The following is a 21,528-nucleotide window of genomic DNA, read 5'->3' as shown; positions in this document are numbered from 1 at the left end:
CACATGCGCTCCGGCGCCGGCCCCCTCCCCCCCGCGGCCCCCCCTCCCCCCTCGCCACGGGCCGTCAAGCAAACATCCCCGGGTTCGCGCGCCGGTAAGGAGTCCTTCACGGACGCGGGTAGAGCAGGCACCACCGGGACGGGTCGAGCGCGCTGAACCCGGGGTCCGGGTGCTGCCGCCATGGCCGGGCACCGGCCGGATTCCTAGCCTGGTGACGACCGATGGCCACCGAGGCCACGGCGTTCACAAGGAGGAAATCCTTGCGAGTCAAGGGATTGAGGCAGATCGCGCTCGGCGCGGCACTGGCGGCAGGCACCGGGATCGCCGGGGCCGGGGTCGCCGCGGCCGACACCGCCGAGGCCCGGCAGCCCGGCCTGGACCGTTACTACCATCAGCGCCTGGCCTGGAAGGCCTGCGGTGACAAGGATCTGGACGCGGCGGGAGCGCAGTGCGCCGACGTCACGGTGCCGCTGGACTACTCCCGTCCCGGCGGCCGCACCATCACCGTGGCGATCTCCCGGCTGAAGGCGACCGACACCAAGAATCGGCGCGGCATCATGCTCTCCAACCCCGGCGGGCCCGGCGGCGCCGGGCTCGGCATGATGCTGGACGTCCGGAAGACGATGACCGCCGACGTCGCGTCCCGCTACGACCTGATCGGCATGGACCCCCGGGGCATCGGCCGCTCGACCCCGGTCGACTGCGGCTGGCCGGTGGGGACCATGCTCCGCTCGTCCGGGATCGACCGCACCGGTTTCGACCGCACCGTCCGGCTCGAAGCCGACCTGGCCCGGCGGTGCGCCGCCACCGAAGGCCCGGACATCCGCCAGATCACCACCCGCAACACCGCCCGGGACATGGACGTCGTGCGTGGCGCGCTCGGCGAACGGAGGATCAGCTACTTCGGCTGGTCCTACGGCACCTATCTCGGCGCGGTGTACACGCAGCTGTTCCCGCAGCGCAGCGACCGGATCGTGCTGGACAGCGCGGTCGATCCCCAGCGCTACGGGGTGGGCATGTTCCAGGCGATGGGCAAACCGAACGAGGCCGCGCTGGACGACTGGGCACAGTGGACCGCGGCCCGCGACGCCGAGTACCACCTCGGCAAAACGGGCCCCCAGGTACGAGAGCTGTTCGAGGACCTGATCCGCGGCGCCGCGAAGTCACCCATCCACCTCGGCGGTTACCAGGTCGACGAGCATCTGCTGCCGATGCTGGCGTTCAGCCCGCTGGCCGATCCCCGGCGCAACGGCGAACTCGCCACCAGCGTGCGGCGGCTCGCCGACGCGGCCGCCGGAAAACCCGTCGAGCCCACCCCGGAGCTGGAGTCCGACCTGCGGTTCGTCACCAAGCCGACGCCGGAGACGCAGAACTCCGGGCAGGCCGCCGTCCTGTGCGGTGACGTGGCCGCACCGCGCGATCCGGAGTGGTACTGGCGCACCGTCCAGCGCAACCGCGCCACCCAGCCGGTGTTCGGCGGCTTCGCCAACGGACCCAGCGCCTGCGCGTCCTGGGCGCCGCCTGCCGAACCGCCGACCGACGTGCACAACCGCGTGCCCGCGCTGATCGTGCAGGCCACCGGCGACACCCGCACCGCCTACGACGAGGGCGTCGCGCTGCACAAGGCGATGACCGCCTCCCGGCTGGTGACGCTGCAGGACGTCCGCATCCACGCCGTTTTCGGCAACTACCCGAACACCTGCGTGGAGAACACCGTCAACGCCTACTTCCGCGACGGCGGCCTCCCCCGCACCGACACCACCTGCCGGGAGAACTGACCCTCGGCGCCATGCCGTCAAGGCCACCTTACGGGCGTCTGACGCCCGTAAGGTGGCCTTAACGGCATGTGGTGACGCGCTGGGGGCGGCCGGTCAGCGGTGGCCGTCTTTCTGGGGGGCGGGTTCGGCGGTGGCGGGGGCGCCGAGGCGGCCCGACGCCCATTCGGTGACGCGGCGGGCGACGTCCTGCGCGGTCAGGCCGACGCGGGCCAGCACCTCGTCCCGCGAGCCGAGCTCGTGGAAGTCCTGCGGTACCGCGAGATCCCGCAGCGGGACGTCGCATTCGGCGTCCCGCAGCAGCGCGGCCAGCGCGGAGCCGAACCCGCCGTGGCGCCCGCTGTCCTCGACGGTGACGACGAGCTTGTGCTGCCCGGCCAGCGCGACCAGCTCCGCGGGCACCGGCAGCACCCAGCGCGGGTCGACGACAGTGACGCCGATGCCCTGATCGGCCAGCCGCTCGGCCGCCGCGAGGGCCAGCTTCGCGAACGCGCCGACGGCGACGAGCAGGACGTCGGTCTCGCACTCTTCCTTCGGCCTGCGCAGCACGTCGACTGTGCCGATCCGCTCGACGGCGGGCACCGACTCGACCACGCCGCCCTTGGAGTACCGCAGCGCCGTCGGCCCGTCGTCGACGGCGATCGCCTCGCGCAGTTCCTCGCGCAGCGTCCCGGCGTCGCGCGGCGCGGCGACCCGCATCCCGGGCACCATGCCGAGCAGCGAGAGGTCCCACATGCCGTGGTGGCTCGGGCCGTCCGGGCCGGTGATGCCGGCACGGTCGAGGACGAGGGTGACCGGCTGCCGGTGCAGCGCGACGTCCATCAGCAGCTGGTCGAACGCGCGGTTGAGGAACGTCGAGTACACCGCGACGACCGGGTGCAGGCCGCCCATGGCCAGGCCGGCGGCCGAGGTGACCGCGTGCTGTTCGGCGATGCCGACGTCGTACCAGCGGTCCGGGTAGGCCTTGGCGAACTTCTCCAGCCCGGTCGAGCGCAGCATCGCCGCGGTGATCGCGACGACGTCGGGGCGCTCGGCGCCGATCTTCACCAGCTCGTCGCCGAACACGCCGGTCCAGCTGGGACCCTTCACCGGCGGCAGGCCCGTCTCCGGGTCGATCGGGTCGGTCTGGTGCATCTGGTCGGCCTGGTCGCTGACCGCCGGGGCGTAGCCGTGCCCCTTCTCGGTCACGACGTGGACGATCACCGCGCCGCCGAAGCTCTGGGCGCTGTGGAAGGCCTTCTCCAGCGCGACGAGGTCGTGGCCGTCGACCGGCCCGAGGTACTTCAGGCCGAGGTCGGAGAACATCGCCTGCGGGCTGAGCGCGTCCTTGATCCCCGCCTTCGCCGCGTGCAGCGCGGCGTAGATCGGCTTGCCCACCACCGGGGTGCTCTTGAGGATTTCCTTGCCACCGTCGAGAAAACGCTCGTATCCGGGCTGCAGCCGCAGCGACGCGAGGTGATCGGCGAGCCCGCCGATGGTCGGCGAGTACGAGCGGCCGTTGTCGTTGATGACGATGACGACCGGACGCTCACGGTGCGCGGCGATGTTGTTCAGCGCCTCCCAGCACATGCCGCCGGTCAGCGCGCCGTCGCCGACCACGGCGATCGCGTGCCGCGGTTCGCCGCCGGCGAGCGCGAACGCCTTCGCCAGACCATCCACATAGGACAGAGCGGTCGAGGCGTGACTGTTCTCGACGAGGTCGTGCTCACTCTCCGCACGCGCCGGGTAGCCGGTGACGCCGCCCTGCTGACGCAGCAGATCGAAACCTTCGTGGCGGCCGGTGACGATCTTGTGCACGTAGGACTGATGGCCGACGTCCCAGACGATCGCGTCGCGCGGGGAGTCGAAGACCCGGTGCAGCGCCAGTGTCAGCTCGACCACGCCGAGGTTGGGGCCGAGGTGGCCGCCCGCGAGCCGCACCTTGTCGACGAGGAAATCCCTGATCTCGGCGGCGAGCTCGTCGAGATCCTCGACACTCATCCGCTTCAGGTCCGCGGGTCCGTGCACGGACTCCAGCATCCTCACCACTCCCACACTCCTGTCCCGCCACATTCCGGCCAAGTCTACGGACGCGCGCCACGGGGCCGCCTCCGCCTGCGGTCCGTACCACACGTCAGACGATCACGAACCGCCGCCCGATGGTGTGAACAACCTCTCGCGCGCCAGGTGGCGGTCACCCGCTGTGGTCGTAATAATCGCCTTTCGGACGCGTAAGGAAGAGCCAAAGTAGGAGAGGCTTGATGGCGGATTTTTTCATCGGTGGCGAATGGGTCGACGCCCGTGACGGGGGACGACGCGAGATCCGGTGCCCCGCGGACGGTTCACTGGTCGCCGAGGTCGCGGAGGGGACCAGGGAGGACACCGAGGCCGCCATCGCCGCCGCCCGCCACGCCTTCGACCACGGACCGTGGCCGTCGACCCCGGCGGCCTCGCGCGGCGACCTGCTGCTGCGCGCGGCGGATCTGCTGGACCGCGACACCGAGGCGTTCGCGCGCGCGGAGTCGCTGGACACCGGCAAGCGGATCGTCGAAAGCCGCTACGACATGGCCGACATCGCCGCGTGCCTGCGGTACTTCGGCAAGCTCGCCGCGAACGACGCGGGCCGCGTCGTCGACACCGGCTCGCCGGACTCGTTCAGCCGGATCGTGCACGAGCCGGTCGGCGTCTGCGGGCTGATCACGCCGTGGAACTACCCGCTGCTGCAGACCATCTGGAAGGTCGCCCCCGCGCTCGCGGCGGGCAACACCTTCGTGCTCAAGCCCAGCGAGCTGACCCCGCACACGTCGATCCTGCTGATGAAGCTGCTCACCGAGGCCGGGCTCCCGGCCGGGGTCGCGAACCTCGTGCTCGGCGCCGGGCCGCAGGCGGGCGCGCCGCTGTCCGAGCACCCGGACGTCGACCTGGTGTCCTTCACCGGCGGGCTGGCCACCGGCAAGATCATCGCCGCGAACGCCGCGGCGACGGTGAAGAAGGTCGCGCTGGAACTCGGCGGGAAGAACCCGAACGTCGTGTTCGCCGACGCCGACTTCGAGACCGCCGTCGACTACGCCCTCACCGCGGTGTTCCTGCACTCCGGGCAGGTGTGCTCGGCGGGCGCGCGGCTGATCGTGCAGGAAGAGTGGCACGACCGCTTCGTCGACGAACTGGTGCGCCGCGCGGAGAAGATCCGCCTCGGCGGGCCGTTCGACGAGAACGCCGAGACCGGGCCGCTCATCTCGGCGGCGCACCGGGAGAAGGTCGAGCGCTACGTCGCGACCGCGATCGCCGAAGGCGCCGTGCTGCGTACCGGCGGGAAGCGCCCGGACGACGAGGCGCTGGCCGGCGGCTTCTACTACCTGCCGACCATCCTCGACCAGGTCAAGCAGGGCACGACCGCGGTGATCGACGAGTCGTTCGGCCCGGTGCTCACGGTCGAGACGTTCACCGACGAGGACGACGCCGTCCGCATCGCCAACGACACCCACTACGGGCTCGCGGGCGCCGTGTTCACCTCGGACGCCTCCCGCGCGCAGCGCGTCGCGAACCGGCTGCGGCACGGCACGGTGTGGATCAACGACTTCCACCCCTACCTGCCGCAGGCCGAATGGGGCGGCTACAAGCAGTCCGGCTTCGGCCGCGAGCTGGGCCCGACCGGGCTCGCCGAGTACGTCGAGGCCAAGCACATCTACCAGAACCTGAAGCCCGCGCCGCAGCGGTGGTTCTCGGGGTGAGGACACCGCGTCGTCCGATCGTGATCAACCGAAAGGACCAGCAGCGTGAGCACCGACACCGGTGACCGTGAACTGTCGGAATTCGGCTACACCAACCAACTGAAGAGAACACTCGGCAGCTTCCACACGTTCGCCGCGGGCATCAGCTACATCTCCGTGCTCACCGGCGTGTTCCAGCTGTCCTACCTGGGGATCTCCCAGGGCGGCCCGGCCTACTGGTGGTCGTGGCCGATGGTCTTCGCGGGCCAGCTCATGGTCGCGCTGAGCTTCGCCGAACTGGCCGCGCAGTACCCCGTCGCAGGGTCTGTCTACAACTGGGCCAAGAAGCTCAGCAGCGAACACGTGGCGTGGCTCGCGGGCTGGATGATGCTGCTCGCGTCGATCGTCTCGATCTCCGCGACCGCGCTCGCCTACCAGCGGACGCTGCCGCAGATCACCTCGTTCTTCCAGTTCATCGGCGACGGCTCGGGCACCAGCGACGCCGCCAACGGCGTCCTGCTCGCCACCGCGCTGATCGTGTTCACCACCCTGGTCAACGCGTTCGGCGTCAAGCTGATGGCGCGGATCAACAGCGCCGGGGTGTTCATCGAGCTGCTGTTCGCCGTGCTGCTCATCGTGTTCCTCGCGTTCCACTTCGTGCGCGGCCCCGAGGTCGTCACCGAGACCAACAACACGGGCGCGGGACACGCGGGCGGCTACCTCGGCGCGTTCCTCATCGCGGCCATCGCCTCGTCGTACGTCATGTACGGCTTCGACACCGCGGCGTCGCTCGGCGAGGAGTCCGTGGACCCGCACCGCAACGCGCCCAAGGCGATCCTGCGCGCGCTGATCGCGTCGTTCCTGCTGGGCGGGCTGATCATCCTGTTCGCGCTGATGGCGGTCGGGAACATCCAGGCCCCCGAGCTCGGCACGATCGGCCTGCAGTTCGTCCTCACCGACGCGCTCGGCCCGGCGATCGGCCGGATCTTCCTGTTCGTCGTCTTCGTGGCGATCACCGTGTGCGTGCTGGCGGTGCACACCGCGGCCATCCGGATCGCGTTCGCGATGGCACGGGACAACGCGCTGCCGGGCGGGTCGAAGCTCGCGAAGGTCAACAAGAAGACCGGGACGCCGGTGCTGCCCGCGATCGTCATCGGCCTGATCGCGGTCGTGCTGCTGCTGGTCAACATCAACTCCTCGCAGATCTTCTCCGCGGTCACCAGCCTGGCGATCATCCTGATCTACCTCGCCTACCTGCTGGTGACGGTGCCACTGCTGATCAAGCGCATCCGCGGCGAATGGCCGCGCAAGGACGCGCCCGCCGGCCGGTTCTCGCTCGGGAAGTGGGGCCTGCCGGTCAACGTCCTCGCCGTGCTGTGGGGCGTCGCGATGCTGATCAACCTGGCCTGGCCGCGCAACGAGATCTACAACGCCACCCCGCCGTACCACTGGTACCTCCAGTGGATCTCGGTGCTGTTCGTCGCGGTCTTCGGCGGCGGTGGCTTCGCCTACTACTGGTTCGTGCAGCGGCACAAGATCGGCGTGCTCGCCGACCACGCCGCGCACGCGGCCGGAACATCCACGCCTGACAAGGAGGCCTCGCAGTGACAGCGGCAGAATTCGACTACATCGTCGTCGGCGGCGGGACGGCGGGCTCGGTGGTCGCCGCCCGGCTGTCCGAGGACCCGGACGTCACGGTGTGCCTGCTCGAGGCCGGACCGTCCGATGTGGACGATCCGGCGATCCTCGAACTGACGAAGTGGATGGCGTTGCTGGAATCCGGGTACGACTGGGACTACCTGGTCGAACCACAGGAGTCCGGGAACTCGTTCCTGCGGCACGCGCGGGCGAAGGTGCTCGGCGGCTGTTCCTCGCACAACTCGTGCATCGCGTTCTGGGCGCCGGCCGAGGACCTCGACGAGTGGGCGTCGCTCGGCCTGCCCGGCTGGTCGGCGAAGGACGTTTTCCCGCTGTACCAACGACTCGAGACCAACGACGGCCCCGGCGACCACCACGGCCGCTCCGGCCCGGTGACCATCCGCTCGGTCCCGCCGAACGACCCGTGCGGGTCCGCGCTGCTCCAGGCGTGCGAGCAGGCGGGCATCCCGAGGACCGAGTTCAACTCCGGCAGGACCGTGACCCACGGCGCGAACTGGTTCCAGATCAACGCGCGCGAGGACGGCACGCGGTCCTCGGCGTCGGTGTCCTATCTGCACCCGATCCTGGGCAAGCGGCCCAACCTCGAAGTACGGACCGGGGTGCGGGCGAAGCACCTGACCTTCGAGGGCAAGCGCTGCACCGGCGTCGAGTACCTGGCGCCCGACCTCATCCACGGCGTCAAGCTGAAGGCACGTCGCGAGGTGATCGTGTCCGCGGGCGCGATCGACACGCCGAAGCTGCTGATGCTCTCGGGCATCGGGCCCGCCGCGCATCTGCGCGAGGTCGGCGTGGACGTGCTGGTCGACTCCCCCGGCGTCGGCGAGAACCTGCAGGATCACCCCGAGGGCCTGATCCAGTGGGACGCGCTGCAGCCGATGGTCGCCGAGTCCACGCAGTGGTGGGAGATCGGCATCTTCACCACCACCTCCGACGGGCTGGACCGGCCGGACCTGATGTTCCACTACGGCTCGGTGCCCTTCGACCTGAACACGCTGCGGTACGGGTACCCGACCACCGAGAACGGCTTCTGCCTGACCCCGAACGTCACGCGGTCCCGGTCACTGGGAACCGTGCGGCTGCGCACGCGGGACTACCGCGACAAGCCGAAGGTCGACCCGCGCTACTTCACCGACGAGCACGACATGCGGGTCATGACCTACGGCATCAAGCTGGCGCGCAAGATCGCCGAACAACCCGCGCTGGACGAATGGGCCGGGATCGAGCTCGCGCCGGGCAAGGACGTCCGGACCGACGACGAGATCGCCGACTACCTGCGCAAGACGCACAACACCGTGTATCACCCCTCGTGCACCGCGAAGATGGGCAGCGACGACGATCCCCTCGCCGTGCTGGACGCCCGGCTGCGCGTGCGCGGCGTCGAGGGGCTGCGCGTCGCCGACGGGTCCGCGATGCCGTTCCTCGTCGCGGTGAACCCCTGCATCACCACCATGGCGATCGGCGAGAAGTGCGCCGATCTGCTCAAAGAGGACGCCCGCGCCTGACGCCGGCGGGGAACTCGGGCCCCTGAACGTCGAACTCAGGGGCCCGAATGCCGAACTCGACGTCCTGAACGTGGGACTCGCCTGCGCCCGCGAGTCCCACGTTCGCGCGCCCGTGTTCCGCGTTCGCGCGGCGAGACACCGCGGGCCGGTATGTCTCCCCATTCCCGGTGATCGGGCGAATACCCCGCGAAGTGCGCTTGTACCGGAATACGCGGCAACGCACAACACGCCGAAAGTCGGGAAAGCTCGCCCTCTCGTCCACAATAAGACGTACATTCGCGATTCCCTTTCCGGCCTAGACCGATCCGTGACACTTTGGTTTCCGGAAAGGGATCAGAATCCCCCGGTGCGGGTTTACGATCCGGCGCAACGCGCGCACCGCACTTGGGGAAAGGCAGCACCGGCCCGTGGCTCCACCGACAATCCAGCCCTTGCTCCATCCGGCGTATCCCGAGCACCTTCCTCGCCGGATCGTCCAGCCGAGCAGGGTGATCACGATATGACCGGCTTTCTCCTGCGCCGCTTCGTGAACTACCTGGCGTTATGCCTGGTGGCGACGTTCGCGGCGTTCTCGCTGGCCTCGCTGGCGTTCAGCCCGCTGGACGACCTGAAACTCCGCAACCCGCCGCCACCACAGGCGACAATCGACGCGAAAGCCACGGAACTACACCTCGACCTGCCGATTCCGGAACGTTTTTTCGTCTGGCTCGGCGACGTACTCCACGGTAATTTCGGCCGCACGGTCACCGACCAGGCCATCACCGACGAACTGTTCCGCCGGATGGGGGTGAGCCTGCGGCTGTTCCTCCTCGGCATCACCATCGGCATCGTCATCGGGGTGCTGGTCGGTGTGGTCAGCGCCATCCGCCAGTACAAGATCAGCGACTACCTCGCCACGACGTTCTCGTTCGTGGTCCTGTCGACCCCGGTGTTCGTCATCGCGACCGTGCTCAAGGCCGGTGCCCAGTCCGTCAACGACAACGTCCTCGGCGGCTACCAGTTCTTCATCGTCCAGGGCGAGACCAGCGGCATCGAGGGCGGCTTCGGCGACGTGCTGCTCGACCGGCTGCAGCACATCATCGTGCCCACGCTGGCGATCGTGCTGACGCAGGTCGCCTACTACAGCCGCTACCAGCGCTCGGCGATGCTCGACGTCCTCGGGTCCGACTTCCTGCGCACCGCGCAGGCCAAGGGCCTCACCCGCCGGAAGGCGTTGTTCAAGCACGGGCTGCGCACCGCGCTGATCCCGATGGCGACGTTGTTCGCGTTCGGCTTCGGCCTGCTGATCACCGGCGGCATCTTCACCGAGAAGATCTTCGGCTGGTACGGCATGGGCGACTGGCTGGTCACCGGGATCCAGAAGCAGGACACGAACATCGTGGCCACGGTGACGTTGTTCATCGCCGTCTGCGTGCTGCTCGCGGGCTGGCTCGCCGACGTGCTGTACGCGCTGCTCGACCCGAGGGTGAGGATCCGATGACCGAACCGTCTCCTGCCCCCGGGACCGCGTCCGGCCGCGGAAAGCTGGTGCTGCGGCGTTTCCTGCGCAACCGGCTCGCCGTCACCGCGGTCGCCGTGATCGTGTTGTTCTACGTGGCCGCGTTCACCTACACCTGGTACGCGCCGTGGGCGTACGACCAGCTGGACCCGGCCGCGAACCTGATGCCGCCGGACGGCACCCACTGGTTCGGCACCAACCAGATCGGCGGGGACATGTTCGCGCAGACCATGCGCGGGCTGCAGAAGTCGCTGACGATCGGCCTGCTGGCCGCGCTGTTCTCCACCGGCGTGGCCTCGATCGTCGGCGCCGCCGCCGGCTACCTCGGCGGCTGGGTGGACCGGGTCGCGATGTGGGTCGTCGACCTGCTGCTGATCCTGCCGCCGTTCCTGATCATCTCGATCCTCTCGCCCGCGTTCCGCGGCAAGACCTGGTTCATCCTGGTCGGGCTGATCGCGCTGTTCCAGTGGATGATCACCGCGCGCATGGTCCGCGGGATGACGCTGACCCTGCGCGAGCGCGAGTTCGTCAAGGCCGCGCGGTTCATGGGCCAGCCCGCCGGGCGCATCATCGCCAAGCACATCGTGCCGAACATGGCCTCGCTGCTGATCATCGACGCGACCATCAACGTCGGCGTCGCGATCATCACCGAGACCTCCCTGTCCTTCTTCGGTTTCGGCGTCCAGGCACCCGACGTCTCGCTCGGCACCCTGATCGCGAACGGCTCGGATGCGGTCCGCACGTTCCCCTGGCTCTTCTACATCCCCGCGGCGTTCCTCGTGCTCACCGTGCTCGCGGTGAACTTCGCGGGCGACGGCCTGCGCGACGCGCTCGACCCGTCGTCGGCCCGTTCCCGCCGCCGGGAGCGCAAGCGCATCGCCGCCGCCACCCAGTCCCCCCTCGACTCCGAGATCGCCGCCGCTGGAGCTACCCCATGACCCCCACCCCGCCCCTGGACACGGCCGCGCCCGTGCTGGAGGTGTCGGGCCTCGACGTCTCCTTCCCGTCGGAATCCGGCCGCGTGCAGGCCGTGCGCGGACTGTCCTATCAGGTCGCCGCGGGCGAGGTGCTCGGCATCGTCGGCGAATCCGGCTCCGGCAAGTCCGTGTCCTCCCTCGCCGTCATGGGCCTGCTTCCCCCGCAGGCACGGATCTCCGGGTCCATCCGGTTCCGCGGCACGGAAATCATCGGCCGGTCGGACACCGAGCTGTCGAAGCTGCGGGGCAAGAAGATCGCGATGGTCTTCCAGGACCCGCTCTCGGCGCTGACCCCGGTGTACCCGGTCGGTGCCCAGATCGCCGAAGCGCTGCTCGTGCACGGCAAGGGCGTGGTGACCAAGGAGCAGGCGAACCGCCGCGCCGTCGAACTGCTCGACCTGGTCGGCATCCCGAACGCCGCCCAGCGGGCCAAGGCGTTCCCGCACGAGTTCTCCGGCGGGATGCGCCAGCGCGCGGTGATCGCCATCGCGATCGCCAACGACCCCGACCTGATCATCGCCGACGAGCCGACCACCGCGCTGGACGTCACGGTGCAGGCGCAGGTTCTCGAGGTGCTGAAGACCGCGCAGGAGGTGACCGGCGCCGGCATCGTGATCATCACGCACGACCTCGGCGTCGTCGCCGGGTTCGCCGACCGGCTGATGGTGATGTACGCCGGGCGCGCTGTCGAACAGGGCCCGGTCGACACGCTCTACGCCGAGCCGCGGATGCCTTACACACTGGGACTTCTCGGTTCCATCCCCCGCGTCGACGCGCACGAGAAGCAGCCGCTGGTGCCCATCGAGGGCCAGCCGCCGTCGCTGGTGGACCTGCCCGGCGGGTGCCCGTTCGAGCCCCGCTGCCCGCTGGCCGCCGACGCCTGCCGGGAAACCGAGCCCGCCCTGATCACCATCACGCCCGGCTCCCCGGGCGCGGCGGTCGACACCGCGCACCGGGCGGCCTGCCTGCGCATCGACGAGGTCTCCGCACACCACGCCGACGCCGCCGAGGTCTACGGCGCCGAGGTCGTCGCCCCGGCCCCCGCCGCCCGGATCCCGCGCTCCGAGCGGGACACCGTGCTCGACGTGCGTGACCTCGTGAAGCACTACGCGGTCACCAAGGGGTCGGTGTTCAAGCGCAAGGCGGGCACCGTGCGCGCGGTCGACGGGGTCAGCTTCGACATCGTCGAGGGCGAGACGCTGGGGCTGGTCGGCGAGTCCGGCTGCGGGAAATCCACCACGCTGATGGAAATCCTCGACCTCGCCATGCCGTCCGGCGGCACGGTCGCCGTGCTCGGCAAGGACGTCGCCACGCTGACCGCGAAGGAACGCAAGAGCATCCGCCGCGATCTGCAGGTCGTCTTCCAGGACCCGATGGCCGCGCTGGACCCGCGGATGCCGGTCGGCGACATCATCGCCGAACCGCTGCGGGTGCACGGTCATTCCCGGGAGTCGATCGACCGGCGGGTCCCGGAGCTGCTCGGCCTCGTGGGACTGCGCCCCGAGCACGCCGATCGCTATCCGGCCGAGTTCTCCGGCGGGCAGCGCCAGCGGATCGGCATCGCCCGCGCGCTGGCGCTGGAGCCCAAGCTGATCGTGCTCGACGAGCCGGTGTCCGCATTGGACGTTTCGATCCAGGCGGGCGTGATCAACCTGCTCGACGAGCTGAAGGCCAAACTCGGGCTGTCGTACCTCTTCGTGGCGCACGATCTTTCCGTGGTGCGGCACATCGCGGACCGCGTCGCGGTGATGTACCTCGGCAAGGTCGTCGAGATCGGCGACGTGCGCACGGTTTTCGAGGCCCCGCAACACCCCTACACCCAGGCGCTGCTTTCGGCGATCCCGGTCCCCGACCCGGTCAAGGAACGCGAGCGCACCCGCATCATCCTCACCGGCGACCTGCCCAGCCCGGCCGACCCACCCTCGGGCTGCCGGTTCCGCACGCGCTGCTTCGTGTTCGCGCAACTGTCCGAAGAGGACAAACAGCGGTGCGTCGAGCTGGAACCCCCGCGCGCGGCCAAGGCCGACGACCACGACGTCGCCTGCCACTACGCCAAGACCCGTGAAGTCGTGTAGCCACACATCCGTTTGGCAGCACACCCGAAAGGAAGGCACCGCATGAATCGACGGAGAATGGCCGCACTCGTCACGCCACTCGCCGTTCTGGGGCTGGCCCTGTCCGCGTGCAGCGGGGGCACCGGCACCAAACCCGGACTGGCCGACGCCGGCAACCAGGCCGTGAAGACGGCCGACATCAACGAGACGCCGCTGGACAAGGTCAAGGACGGCGGCGACTTCAAGTGGCCGATCGACCAGCTGCCGGACAACTGGAACCAGAACCAGGTCGACGGCACGCCGCTGGACGGGCAAAACATGTTCGGCGCCCTCTTCCCCTATCTCTTCCCGCAGAACGCCGACGGCACGGTGTCGGAGAACCCGAACTACGTCACCTCGGTCAAGGTGGTCAGCACCGACCCGCAGGTGATCGAGTACAAGCTCAACCCGAAGGCCAAGTGGAGCAACGGCAGGCAGCTCTCGTGGGAGGACTTCGCCGCGCAGGCCAAGGTGCTCAACGGGAAGGACCCGGCGTACCAGGTTTCGCAGACCACCGGCTACCAGGACATCGCCAAGGTCGAGAAGGGCACCGACGACCAGGACGTCAAGGTCACCTTCGCGAAGAAGTTCGCCGAGTGGAAGTCCCTGTTCTCCCCGTTCTATCCCAAGGAACTCAACGCCGACGCGGACACGTTCAACAAGTCGTGGGCGCAGGCCCCGGCGCTCACCGCGGGCCCGTTCAAGGTCCGCAGCATCGACCAGACCGCGAAGACCGCGGTCTTCGAACGCGACCCGAACTGGTGGGGTGAGAAGCCGAAGCTGGACACCGTCACGTACAAGAAGGTCGAGCGGCCCGCGCAGGCCGACGCCTTCGCCAACGGGCAGATCGACTTCTACAACCTGAACAACGACATCAACGCGTTCAAGCGCGCGCAGGCCGACCCGAACACGGTCGTCCGGCAGTCCAGCTACCCGGACTACACGCACGTCACCTTCAACGGCGCGTCCTCGTCGGTCCTCGCCGACAAGGATCTGCGGCTGGCGATCATCAAGGGCGTCGACACGGTGGCGATCAGCAAGGCGATCCTCGGCCAGATGCAGAAGGACACCAAGCCGCTCGGCAACCACGAATACCTCAAGGGCACCAAGCAATACGCCGACAACTCGGGCCCGTACGCGGTCAACACCGAGGCCGCCAAGCAGGAGCTGGACAAGCTCGGCTGGAAGCAGGCGGGCGAACTCCGGGCCAAGGACGGCAAGGAGCTCAAGCTCCGGCTGGTCATCCCCGCCAACACTCCGATCAGCCAGCAGGCCGCGCAGCTGATCCAGTCGCAGGTGAAGCCGCTCGGCGTCGGCATCGACATCCAGGCCGTGCCCTCGAGCGAGTTCTTCAAGCAGTACGTCAACGTCGGGAACTTCGACCTGACGATCTTCCGGTGGATCTCCACCGCGTTCCCGATCGCCGGTAACCAGGGCATCTACTACCTGGACCCGAAGAACATCGGCCAGAACTACGGCCACATCGGGAGCGACAAGCTCAACCAGCTCTACGACAAGGCCGCGCAGGAACTGGACGACACCCAGCGGGCGAAGGACCTCAACGAGGCCGACCAGGAGATCTGGGCGCTCGGCCACCAGCTGCCGATCTTCCAGTCGACCGGGGCGTTCGCGGTCCGCAAGACCGTGGCGAATTTTGGTTCGCCCGGTTTCGCGAACCAGCCCTACGACTACCCGAAGATCGGCTTCGTCAAGTAACACCCGGTACGGCCGGTGAGGGGCTTCCTCTCACCGGCGTACGGCCGAAACAGCGCCGAACAAGGCCGGATGGAACGATGAAACGCTTGCTCGGCCTGCGCCCGGTGCGGCACATCGCGGTGACCAGTGCCCTGGTCCTCGTGGTGTGTGCGGGCGTTTTCCTCTTGCAGTACCTCGAGTTCTCGCACGCCCGCGCCACCCTGCGGGAGCTGAGCGCCCGTGCGACGGCGACCGTGGTGCGTACCGCGGACGACACCGCCACCGTCGAATTCCCCTTACCGAACGGGAAAAACGCGACCGCCACGATCCCGCTCGACGCCACTCCGCCGAAGGCCGGGGCGCATGTTCCCGTCGGCTACGACCCATCGCGGCCCGAACGCGCCGTCATCCCCGGGGCCTCCCCGCTGGTGGCCGCCGAACGCGCGTCGATCTACGCGACCGCCGCCGTCGTCGCCGCGCTCCTCGTCCTCCTTGTCGACGTCGTGGTGCTGGTGACCCGGTTCCGCCTCCCGGCGGGCCCGGCGCCCCGGCGTGTTCTCGTGCGGCGGGTGAAGTTCCAGCGCGGGGTGCTGACCCGGTCGTGGCTGGAAACGGGCACCACGCAGCCGCGGTGGCTCCCGGTGTACTTCTCCCCCTCCCTGATCGGTCTCTCCTCCCCCGCCGAGGCCGAGGTGTACGGCGACCCGTCCCGCGACCGCCGGGTCACGGTGCGGATCGGCGGCGAAACGCTCTACCCCGCGGGCGCGGTGCGGCACACCGAACCGCGCGGCAGGCGAACCGACAACCCCGCCGAGCCGGATGAGGAACGCCTCGCCGCCGCGGGCCGTCCGGTCTCCCTGGCCCGGCAGTTCCGGGCAGACCTGCCCGTCTTCGTGGCCGCCCCGTTCGCCGGACTGTTCTGGGCGCTGGTGGACGGCACCGGCGTCCCCGGCTGGCTCGTGGTGACCGCGCTGATCGGCGCCGCCGGCTTCTGGTGGGCGTCCCTGCGGGGTTCCGACCCGTCCTGAGACGCGCGGAAGACCGTCAGGCCCGTACCGGCCTCCTTCCCAGGAACGCGGCGAGCCGGTCCGCGGCCGTCGCGCCGGGCGCGGGCTCGACCTCGGGACCGAACGGCGCGCCGGGCCCCCGCGGCGCCGCGCTGAAGCGCTCCTGCCATTGGCTCAGCGCCTGTTCGGCCAGCTCCGGCAGCAGGTCGGTGGACCGGCCGGTGGCGTCGGCGAGATCCCAGCCGTGGGCCAGGTACTCGTTGACCCGCATGTGCACCAGGAAGGTGCCGGTGGCCTTCCCGAGCGGGGTGTCCACCTCCTGGTCGAGCAGGCCCGGTGTGGCCAGCACGGCACGGACCCGGCGCACCGACTCGGCGAACGCCTCTTCCGGTCTCTCCCCGAGGTAGTCGCCGGGTTCGGCGGGCGGGCCCTGCCCCGCCCAGTGCGCGACCTTGGCGTTTCCGTGCGCGAGATGGTTGACCAGCGCGCGGACGTCCCATTCCGCGCATGCCGTCGGCAGCGCCCACTGGTCGTCGCGCACGGCCGAGACGAGTTCGGTGACCGCGGCCGAAGCCCGGTCGAAAGCATCGAGAGGATTCATGCCCGGCAGTGTGCACCCGGCCCCCGACAGTTTCCGGAAGCCGGGAACTCACTGCAGCAGCGCGACGCACTCCACGTGGTGGGTCATCGGGAACGCGTCGAACGCCCGCAACGCGGTGAGCCCGTACCCGTGCGCGGCGAAAAGCGCGATGTCGCGCGCCAGCGTCGCCGGATCGCACGAGACGTAGACGATCCGGTCCGGCGAACCCGCGGCGATCGCGTCCACCACCGGACGTCCCGCGCCCTTGCGCGGCGGGTCCAGCACGACGACGTCGACCGGCTTCGGCGCGTCGGCCAGCACGTGCTCGACACGGCCCGCGTGCCAGCGGACCTGCGGCAGATCGGCGAGATTCCGTTCGCCGTCGCTCACCGCGCGGCGCCCCGACTCGACGGCCAGCACTCGCCCGTCCGAGCCGACCTGCCCGGCCAGCACCGAGGCGAACAGCCCGACCCCGGCGTAGAGATCCCACGCCGACCCGCCCGCCGGCGCCTCCGACCACTCCCCCACGACCGCGGCGAGCGTGCCGGCCGCGGCCGGATGCACCTGCCAGAAACCGTGTGCGTCGAGCCGCCATTCGCGGCCGGCGGCGTGCTGGATCGCGACGCCGCCGGTGAGCTGCCGCGCCCGGACCTTCCCGCGCACGGTGGAAAGCTCGCGCACGTGGGTGCGGTCCTCCGCGTCGGTGGTCACTTCCAGTTCGCTGCCGGGCCGCCAGCGCCGCGCGAGGACGTCGTCCAGTTCGCCGGGCACCGCGATCGGGCAGTCGTCGAGCGCCACGACGCGATGGCTGTGATGCGCGCGCAACCCGGCGCGGCCGTCCCGGTCGGCGATCAGCCGGACACGGCTGCGCCAGCCGAGCGAGCCACCGTCGAGCGCCTCCACCACGACGTCCCGCTCGATCCCGGCGACGCGCCGCAACTGCTCGGCCACCACCGCGGCCTTGAGCTCTCGCTGGTACGCCGGGTCCGCGTGCTGCCAGTCGCAACCACCGCAGCCACCCGGCGCGGCCAGCGGGCACGGCGGCTCGACGCGCCGCGCGGAGGCCTCCAGCACCTCCACGGCGTCGGCACGGCAGAACGCACCGCCCTTGTCCTCGGTGACCTCGGCGCGTACCCGCTCACCCGGCAGCGCGTGCCGGACGAACACCACCCGTCCGTCCACACGGGACACACAGTGCCCACCATGCGCCACCGGACCTACTTCGAGTTCCAGCGTGCGGCCGTACCAGCTGCCGATCACGCGATCGCCTCGCTCCGCGAGACAGTGCTCAATCCTTTTTGGCGCATGACATCAATGATTCGCTCGCAAGCGTCGCTCATTCCGATTTCTCCCGGCTCGCCGCGGCGCGTTCCGCCTGCTTGGCGGGCGCGACGGCGTCCGGACGCTTGCCGGTGGGCGAGAACCCGCGCCGGACGTCACCCGCCGCGGGCCGGGCCCGGCGGTCGCGGGCGACGGCCTTGACCGAGGAGGCCAGCTGCCAGGGCACGCTGGTGACCATCACGCCCTTCTCGAACAGCAGCCTGCCCTTGAGCCGCAACGCGCTCTGGTTGTGCAGCAGCTGTTCCCACCAGCGGCCCACGACGTACTCGGGAATGAACACGGTGACGACGTCGCGGGGATTGGCGCCGCGTACGCGCTTCACGTAGTCCAGCACCGGTTTCGTGATCTCCCGGTACGGCGATTCGACGACCTTGAGCGGCACCTTGAAGTTGTGCGCGTCCCACTCCGCGGTGAGCCGCCGCGTCTCCGCGTCGTCGACGTTGACCGTGACGGCCTCCAGCACGTCCGGGCGCATCGCCTTCGCGTAGGACAGCGCGCGCAGCGTCGGCCGGTGCAGCTTCGACACCAGCACGATGGCGTGGTTGCGCGAGGGCAGCACCGGCTTGGTCTCCGGGTCCTCCTTGAGCTCCTCGGCGACCCGGTCGTAGTGCTTCCGGATCGCCGTCATCAGCACGTAGATCGCCACCATCGCGGCGATCGCGATCCACGCGCCGAGCAGGAACTTGGTGATCAGCACGATGACCAGCACGGTGCCGGTGCAGGTCAGGCCGACCGCGTTGACCGTCTGCGAGCGCCGCATCCGACGCCGCGCGGCCGGGTCGTTCTCCTTGGCCAGCAAGCGGTTCCAGTGCCGGATCATGCCCGCCTGGCTGATCGTGAACGACACGAACACGCCCACGATGTAGAGCTGGATGAGCTTCGAGACCTCGGCGTCGAAGGCGAAGATCAGCACCAGCGCGAAGGCGGCGAGGAACAGGATGCCGTTGGAGAAGGCCAGCCGGTCGCCGCGGGTGTGCAGCTGACGCGGCAGATAGCGGTCCTGGGCGAGGATCGAGCCGAGCACCGGGAAGCCGTTGAACGCGGTGTTCGCGGCCAGCAGCAGGATGATCCCGGTGGAGAAGGACACGTAGTAGAAGGCCGGCGGGAAGTGCTGGAACACCGCCTCGGCGATCTGCGCGACGATGGTCTTCTGCTGGTACCCCGCCGGGGTGCCGCTCAGCTGGGTCGCCGGGTTCTCCGCGAACTTGACGCCGGTGACGATCGCGAGGGTGATGATGCCGACCAGCATCGTCACCGCCAGCACGCCCATCAGCAGCAGTGTCGTCGCCGCGTTCTTCGACTTCGGCTTGCGGAAGGCCGGGACGCCGTTGCTGATCGCCTCGACGCCGGTCAGCGCCGCCGCGCCGGAGGAGAAGGCCCGCAGGATCAGGAAGGCGAACGCGAATCCGGCCAGCGAATGCTCGGCGTGCAGCTCGAATCCGGCGCTGGCGGCCTTCATCTCGGTGCCGCGGGCCACCTCGAACAGGCCCCACAGCACCATGCCGAGAATGCCGATGATGAACCCGTAGGTGGGAATGGCGAACGCTTTGCCCGATTCGCGCACTCCGCGCAGATTCAGTGCCGTCAGCACGCACACGATCACGACCGCGGTGAGCACCTTGTGCTCGGCGACCCATGGCAGCGCGGACCCGATGTTGGCGACGCCGGACGACGTCGACACCGCGACCGTGAGCACGTAGTCCACCAGCAGTGCGCTGGCCACGGTAAGGCCGAACTTGCCGCCGAGGTTGGTCCCGGCGACCTCGTAGTCGCCACCGCCGCTGGGATAGGCGTGCACGTTCTGCCGGTAGGACGCGACCACGACCAGCATGACCAGCGCGACGGCCACGCCGATCCACGGCGCGAACGCGTACCCGGACAGCCCGGCGACGCTCAGCGTCAGGAAGATCTCTTCCGGCGCGTACGCCACGCTCGACAGCGCGTCGGAGGCGAAGATGGGCAGCGCGATGCGCTTGGGCAGCAGCGTGTGGGACAGCCGGTCGCTGCGGAACGGACGCCCGAGGACCAGCCGTTTCAGCACGGTCGGGAACTTCGACACCACAGAAGAGTAACGGCGGCGCGCAGCGTCTCCGTTGAGGGTGGTGGTGGGGAGGAAGGCGGAGGTAACGGCGGAGCGAAGCTCCTCCGTTGAGGGTGGCGGTGGAGCTGACGAGCGGCGCGCGGCGTCTCCGTCGAGGGTGGCGGTGGGGAGGACGGTGGAGCTGACGGGCGGTGCACAAGGTAGGTTCGGCGCTGGTATGCCGGGGGTACCCACCCCGGGGTGACCCGCGGCGAGCAGGAGGGCAACAAGCGTGCACGTGGTGATCATGGGGTGCGGCCGGGTCGGCGCGTCCCTGGCCGCGGCGCTGGAGCGTCTCGGCCACGAGGTGGCCGTCATCGACAAGAACCAGCAGGCTTTCCGCAGGCTGAGCAGCGACTTCCACGGCCAGCAGGTGGTCGGGGTCGGCTTCGACCGGCAGGTGCTGATCGAGGCGGGCATCGAGCGGGCGGGCGCGTTCGCCGCCGTCTCCAGCGGGGACAACTCGAACATCATCTCGGCGCGGGTCGCGCGCGAGAACTTCGGCATCGAGCACGTGGTCGCGCGGATCTACGACCACAAGCGGGCGGCGGTCTACGAGCGGCTGGGCATCCCGACCGTGGCGACCGTGCCGTGGACGACCGACCGTTTCCTGCGCACCCTGCTGCCCGACGGCGTCGCGTCGGCGTGGCGGGACCCGTCCGGCAACATGGCGCTGCTGCCGCTGCCGTTGCACGAGGGCTGGGTCGGGCATTCGGTGCGGTCGCTGCAGGAGGCCACCGGCGCGCGTGTCGCGTTCATCATGCGGTTCGGCACCGGTGTGCTGCCCGACGCGAAGACCGTGGTGCAGGCCGACGACCTGGTGTACGTCGCGGCGCGCTCGGGCACGGTCGGCGACGTCACCAGCGTGGCCGCCCGCGCACCGGAAGACGAGGAGAACTGATGCGGGTCGCGATTGCCGGCGCGGGGGCGGTGGGCCGCTCGATCGCCGCGGAGCTCATCGACGCGCGGCACCAGGTCATGCTGATCGAACGGCAGGCCGACCAGTTCGAGCCGCACACCGTCGAGCAGGCCGACTGGGTGCTCGGCGACGCGTGCGAGGTGTCGATCCTGGAGGAGTCCGGGATCGAGCAGTGCGACGTCGTGATCGCCGCGACCGGTGACGACAAGGCGAACCTGGTGGTCTCGTTGCTGGCGAAGACCGAGTTCGCGGTGCGCCGCGTCGTCGCGCGGGTGAACAACCCGGCCAACGAATGGCTCTTCACCGACGCGTGGGGCGTGGACGTCGCGGTGTCGACCCCGCGGATGCTCGCCGCGATGGTCGAGGAGGCCGTCAGCGTGGGCGATCTGGTGCGGCTCATGACGTTCCGGCAGAGCCAGGCGAACCTGGTCGAGCTGACGCTGCCCGAGGAGACGCCGCTGGCGGGCAAGGCGGTCAGCGAGATCTCGCTGCCGCGCGACGCGGCGCTGGTGACGATCCTGCGCGGCGACCGCGTCATCGTCCCGCAGCCGGAAGACCCCCTGGAGCCGGGCGACGAGCTGCTGTTCGTCGCGACCTCCGACGTCGAGCCCGAGATCCGTTCCGCCCTCGGCTACTGAGAGCTGAAGGGGGGGGTTGTCACCTCCTGAGGGAGGGACATCGCCCACGAGGGCGCCGTGGAGGAGAAAGAAAGC

Annotated in this window: 16 protein-coding genes; 11 read left to right on the top strand and 5 right to left on the bottom strand. The window is 69.7% G+C overall.

Annotated elements, in window-relative coordinates:
• Positions 1-106 precede the first annotated feature (106 nt).
• Positions 107-247 carry a hypothetical protein gene (locus ACFWX1_RS32660; RefSeq protein WP_378393605.1) on the bottom strand — a complete coding sequence of 47 codons (141 nt, stop codon included), beginning with the start codon at positions 245-247 and terminating at the stop codon, positions 107-109.
• Positions 248-260: 13 nt separating this feature from the next.
• Here ACFWX1_RS32660 and ACFWX1_RS32655 point away from each other — a divergent pair, with 13 nt between their 5' ends.
• On the top strand, positions 261-1,778 hold the full coding sequence (locus tag ACFWX1_RS32655; RefSeq protein WP_378393604.1) for an alpha/beta fold hydrolase: 1,518 nt from the start codon (positions 261-263) through the stop codon (positions 1,776-1,778).
• Between the two features lie 93 nt (positions 1,779-1,871).
• Here the strand turns inward: ACFWX1_RS32655 and dxs are convergent, their stop codons facing one another.
• Complete coding sequence (gene dxs, locus ACFWX1_RS32650; protein ID WP_378393608.1) at positions 1,872-3,800, bottom strand: 1-deoxy-D-xylulose-5-phosphate synthase; 1,929 nt, start codon at positions 3,798-3,800, stop codon at positions 1,872-1,874.
• 215 nt (positions 3,801-4,015) lie between these two features.
• Here dxs and ACFWX1_RS32645 point away from each other — a divergent pair, with 215 nt between their 5' ends.
• The 8 genes from ACFWX1_RS32645 to ACFWX1_RS32610 all read left to right on the top strand — a co-directional run bounded on the left by ACFWX1_RS32645 (position 4,016) and on the right by ACFWX1_RS32610 (position 15,916).
• Entirely contained in the window at positions 4,016-5,485 is a 1,470-nt protein-coding gene (locus ACFWX1_RS32645; protein WP_378393603.1) for an aldehyde dehydrogenase family protein, read from the top strand.
• Between the two features lie 45 nt (positions 5,486-5,530).
• A complete protein-coding gene (locus ACFWX1_RS32640) occupies positions 5,531-7,072 on the top strand; it encodes an APC family permease (protein ID WP_378393602.1) in 1,542 nt (513 codons plus the stop codon).
• Positions 7,069-8,625, top strand: a complete 1,557-nt coding sequence (locus tag ACFWX1_RS32635; RefSeq protein WP_378393601.1) for a GMC family oxidoreductase — start codon at positions 7,069-7,071, stop codon at positions 8,623-8,625. Before ACFWX1_RS32640 ends, ACFWX1_RS32635 begins: the two co-directional genes overlap by 4 nt.
• 499 nt (positions 8,626-9,124) lie before the next feature.
• On the top strand, positions 9,125-10,105 hold the full coding sequence (locus ACFWX1_RS32630) for an ABC transporter permease (protein ID WP_378393600.1): 981 nt from the start codon (positions 9,125-9,127) through the stop codon (positions 10,103-10,105).
• Positions 10,102-11,061: an ABC transporter permease gene (locus ACFWX1_RS32625; protein ID WP_378393599.1), complete on the top strand. Its 960-nt coding sequence runs from the start codon at positions 10,102-10,104 to the stop codon at positions 11,059-11,061. The genes ACFWX1_RS32630 and ACFWX1_RS32625 overlap by 4 nt, the downstream gene beginning before the upstream one ends.
• Positions 11,058-13,175, top strand: coding sequence for a dipeptide ABC transporter ATP-binding protein (locus ACFWX1_RS32620; RefSeq protein WP_378393598.1), 2,118 nt, complete (start codon positions 11,058-11,060; stop codon positions 13,173-13,175). Before ACFWX1_RS32625 ends, ACFWX1_RS32620 begins: the two co-directional genes overlap by 4 nt.
• Before the next feature lie 42 nt (positions 13,176-13,217).
• Positions 13,218-14,909 (top strand): ABC transporter family substrate-binding protein, encoded by a 1,692-nt coding sequence (locus tag ACFWX1_RS32615; protein ID WP_378393597.1) that lies wholly within the window; start codon positions 13,218-13,220, stop codon positions 14,907-14,909.
• A 77-nt stretch (positions 14,910-14,986) separates the two neighbouring features.
• Positions 14,987-15,916: a hypothetical protein gene (locus ACFWX1_RS32610; RefSeq protein ID WP_378393596.1), complete on the top strand. Its 930-nt coding sequence runs from the start codon at positions 14,987-14,989 to the stop codon at positions 15,914-15,916.
• A gap of 16 nt (positions 15,917-15,932) precedes the next feature.
• Here ACFWX1_RS32610 and ACFWX1_RS32605 read toward each other — a convergent pair whose 3' ends face one another.
• The 3 genes from ACFWX1_RS32605 to ACFWX1_RS32595 all read right to left on the bottom strand — a co-directional run bounded on the left by ACFWX1_RS32605 (position 15,933) and on the right by ACFWX1_RS32595 (position 19,875).
• On the bottom strand, positions 15,933-16,496 hold the full coding sequence (locus ACFWX1_RS32605; RefSeq protein WP_378393595.1) for a TIGR03086 family metal-binding protein: 564 nt from the start codon (positions 16,494-16,496) through the stop codon (positions 15,933-15,935).
• 48 nt (positions 16,497-16,544) lie between these two features.
• On the bottom strand, positions 16,545-17,732 hold the full coding sequence (locus tag ACFWX1_RS32600) for a class I SAM-dependent RNA methyltransferase (RefSeq protein WP_378393607.1): 1,188 nt from the start codon (positions 17,730-17,732) through the stop codon (positions 16,545-16,547).
• 79 nt (positions 17,733-17,811) lie between these two features.
• Positions 17,812-19,875 carry an APC family permease gene (locus tag ACFWX1_RS32595; RefSeq protein WP_378393594.1) on the bottom strand — a complete coding sequence of 688 codons (2,064 nt, stop codon included), beginning with the start codon at positions 19,873-19,875 and terminating at the stop codon, positions 17,812-17,814.
• Between the two features lie 253 nt (positions 19,876-20,128).
• Here ACFWX1_RS32595 and ACFWX1_RS32590 point away from each other — a divergent pair, with 253 nt between their 5' ends.
• Positions 20,129-20,797, top strand: a complete 669-nt coding sequence (locus ACFWX1_RS32590; protein ID WP_378214041.1) for a potassium channel family protein — start codon at positions 20,129-20,131, stop codon at positions 20,795-20,797.
• Positions 20,797-21,453 carry a TrkA family potassium uptake protein gene (locus ACFWX1_RS32585; protein WP_345387459.1) on the top strand — a complete coding sequence of 219 codons (657 nt, stop codon included), beginning with the start codon at positions 20,797-20,799 and terminating at the stop codon, positions 21,451-21,453. The genes ACFWX1_RS32590 and ACFWX1_RS32585 overlap by 1 nt, the downstream gene beginning before the upstream one ends.
• The last annotated feature ends 75 nt before the right edge of the window (positions 21,454-21,528 follow it).

The sequence above is a fragment of the Amycolatopsis sp. NPDC059021 genome (assembly GCF_042739895.1).
Classification (GTDB): Bacteria; Actinomycetota; Actinomycetes; order Mycobacteriales; family Pseudonocardiaceae; genus Amycolatopsis.
Note: the sequence above shows the minus strand (reverse complement) of the source record. Positions and strands in the feature narration are given on the sequence as shown.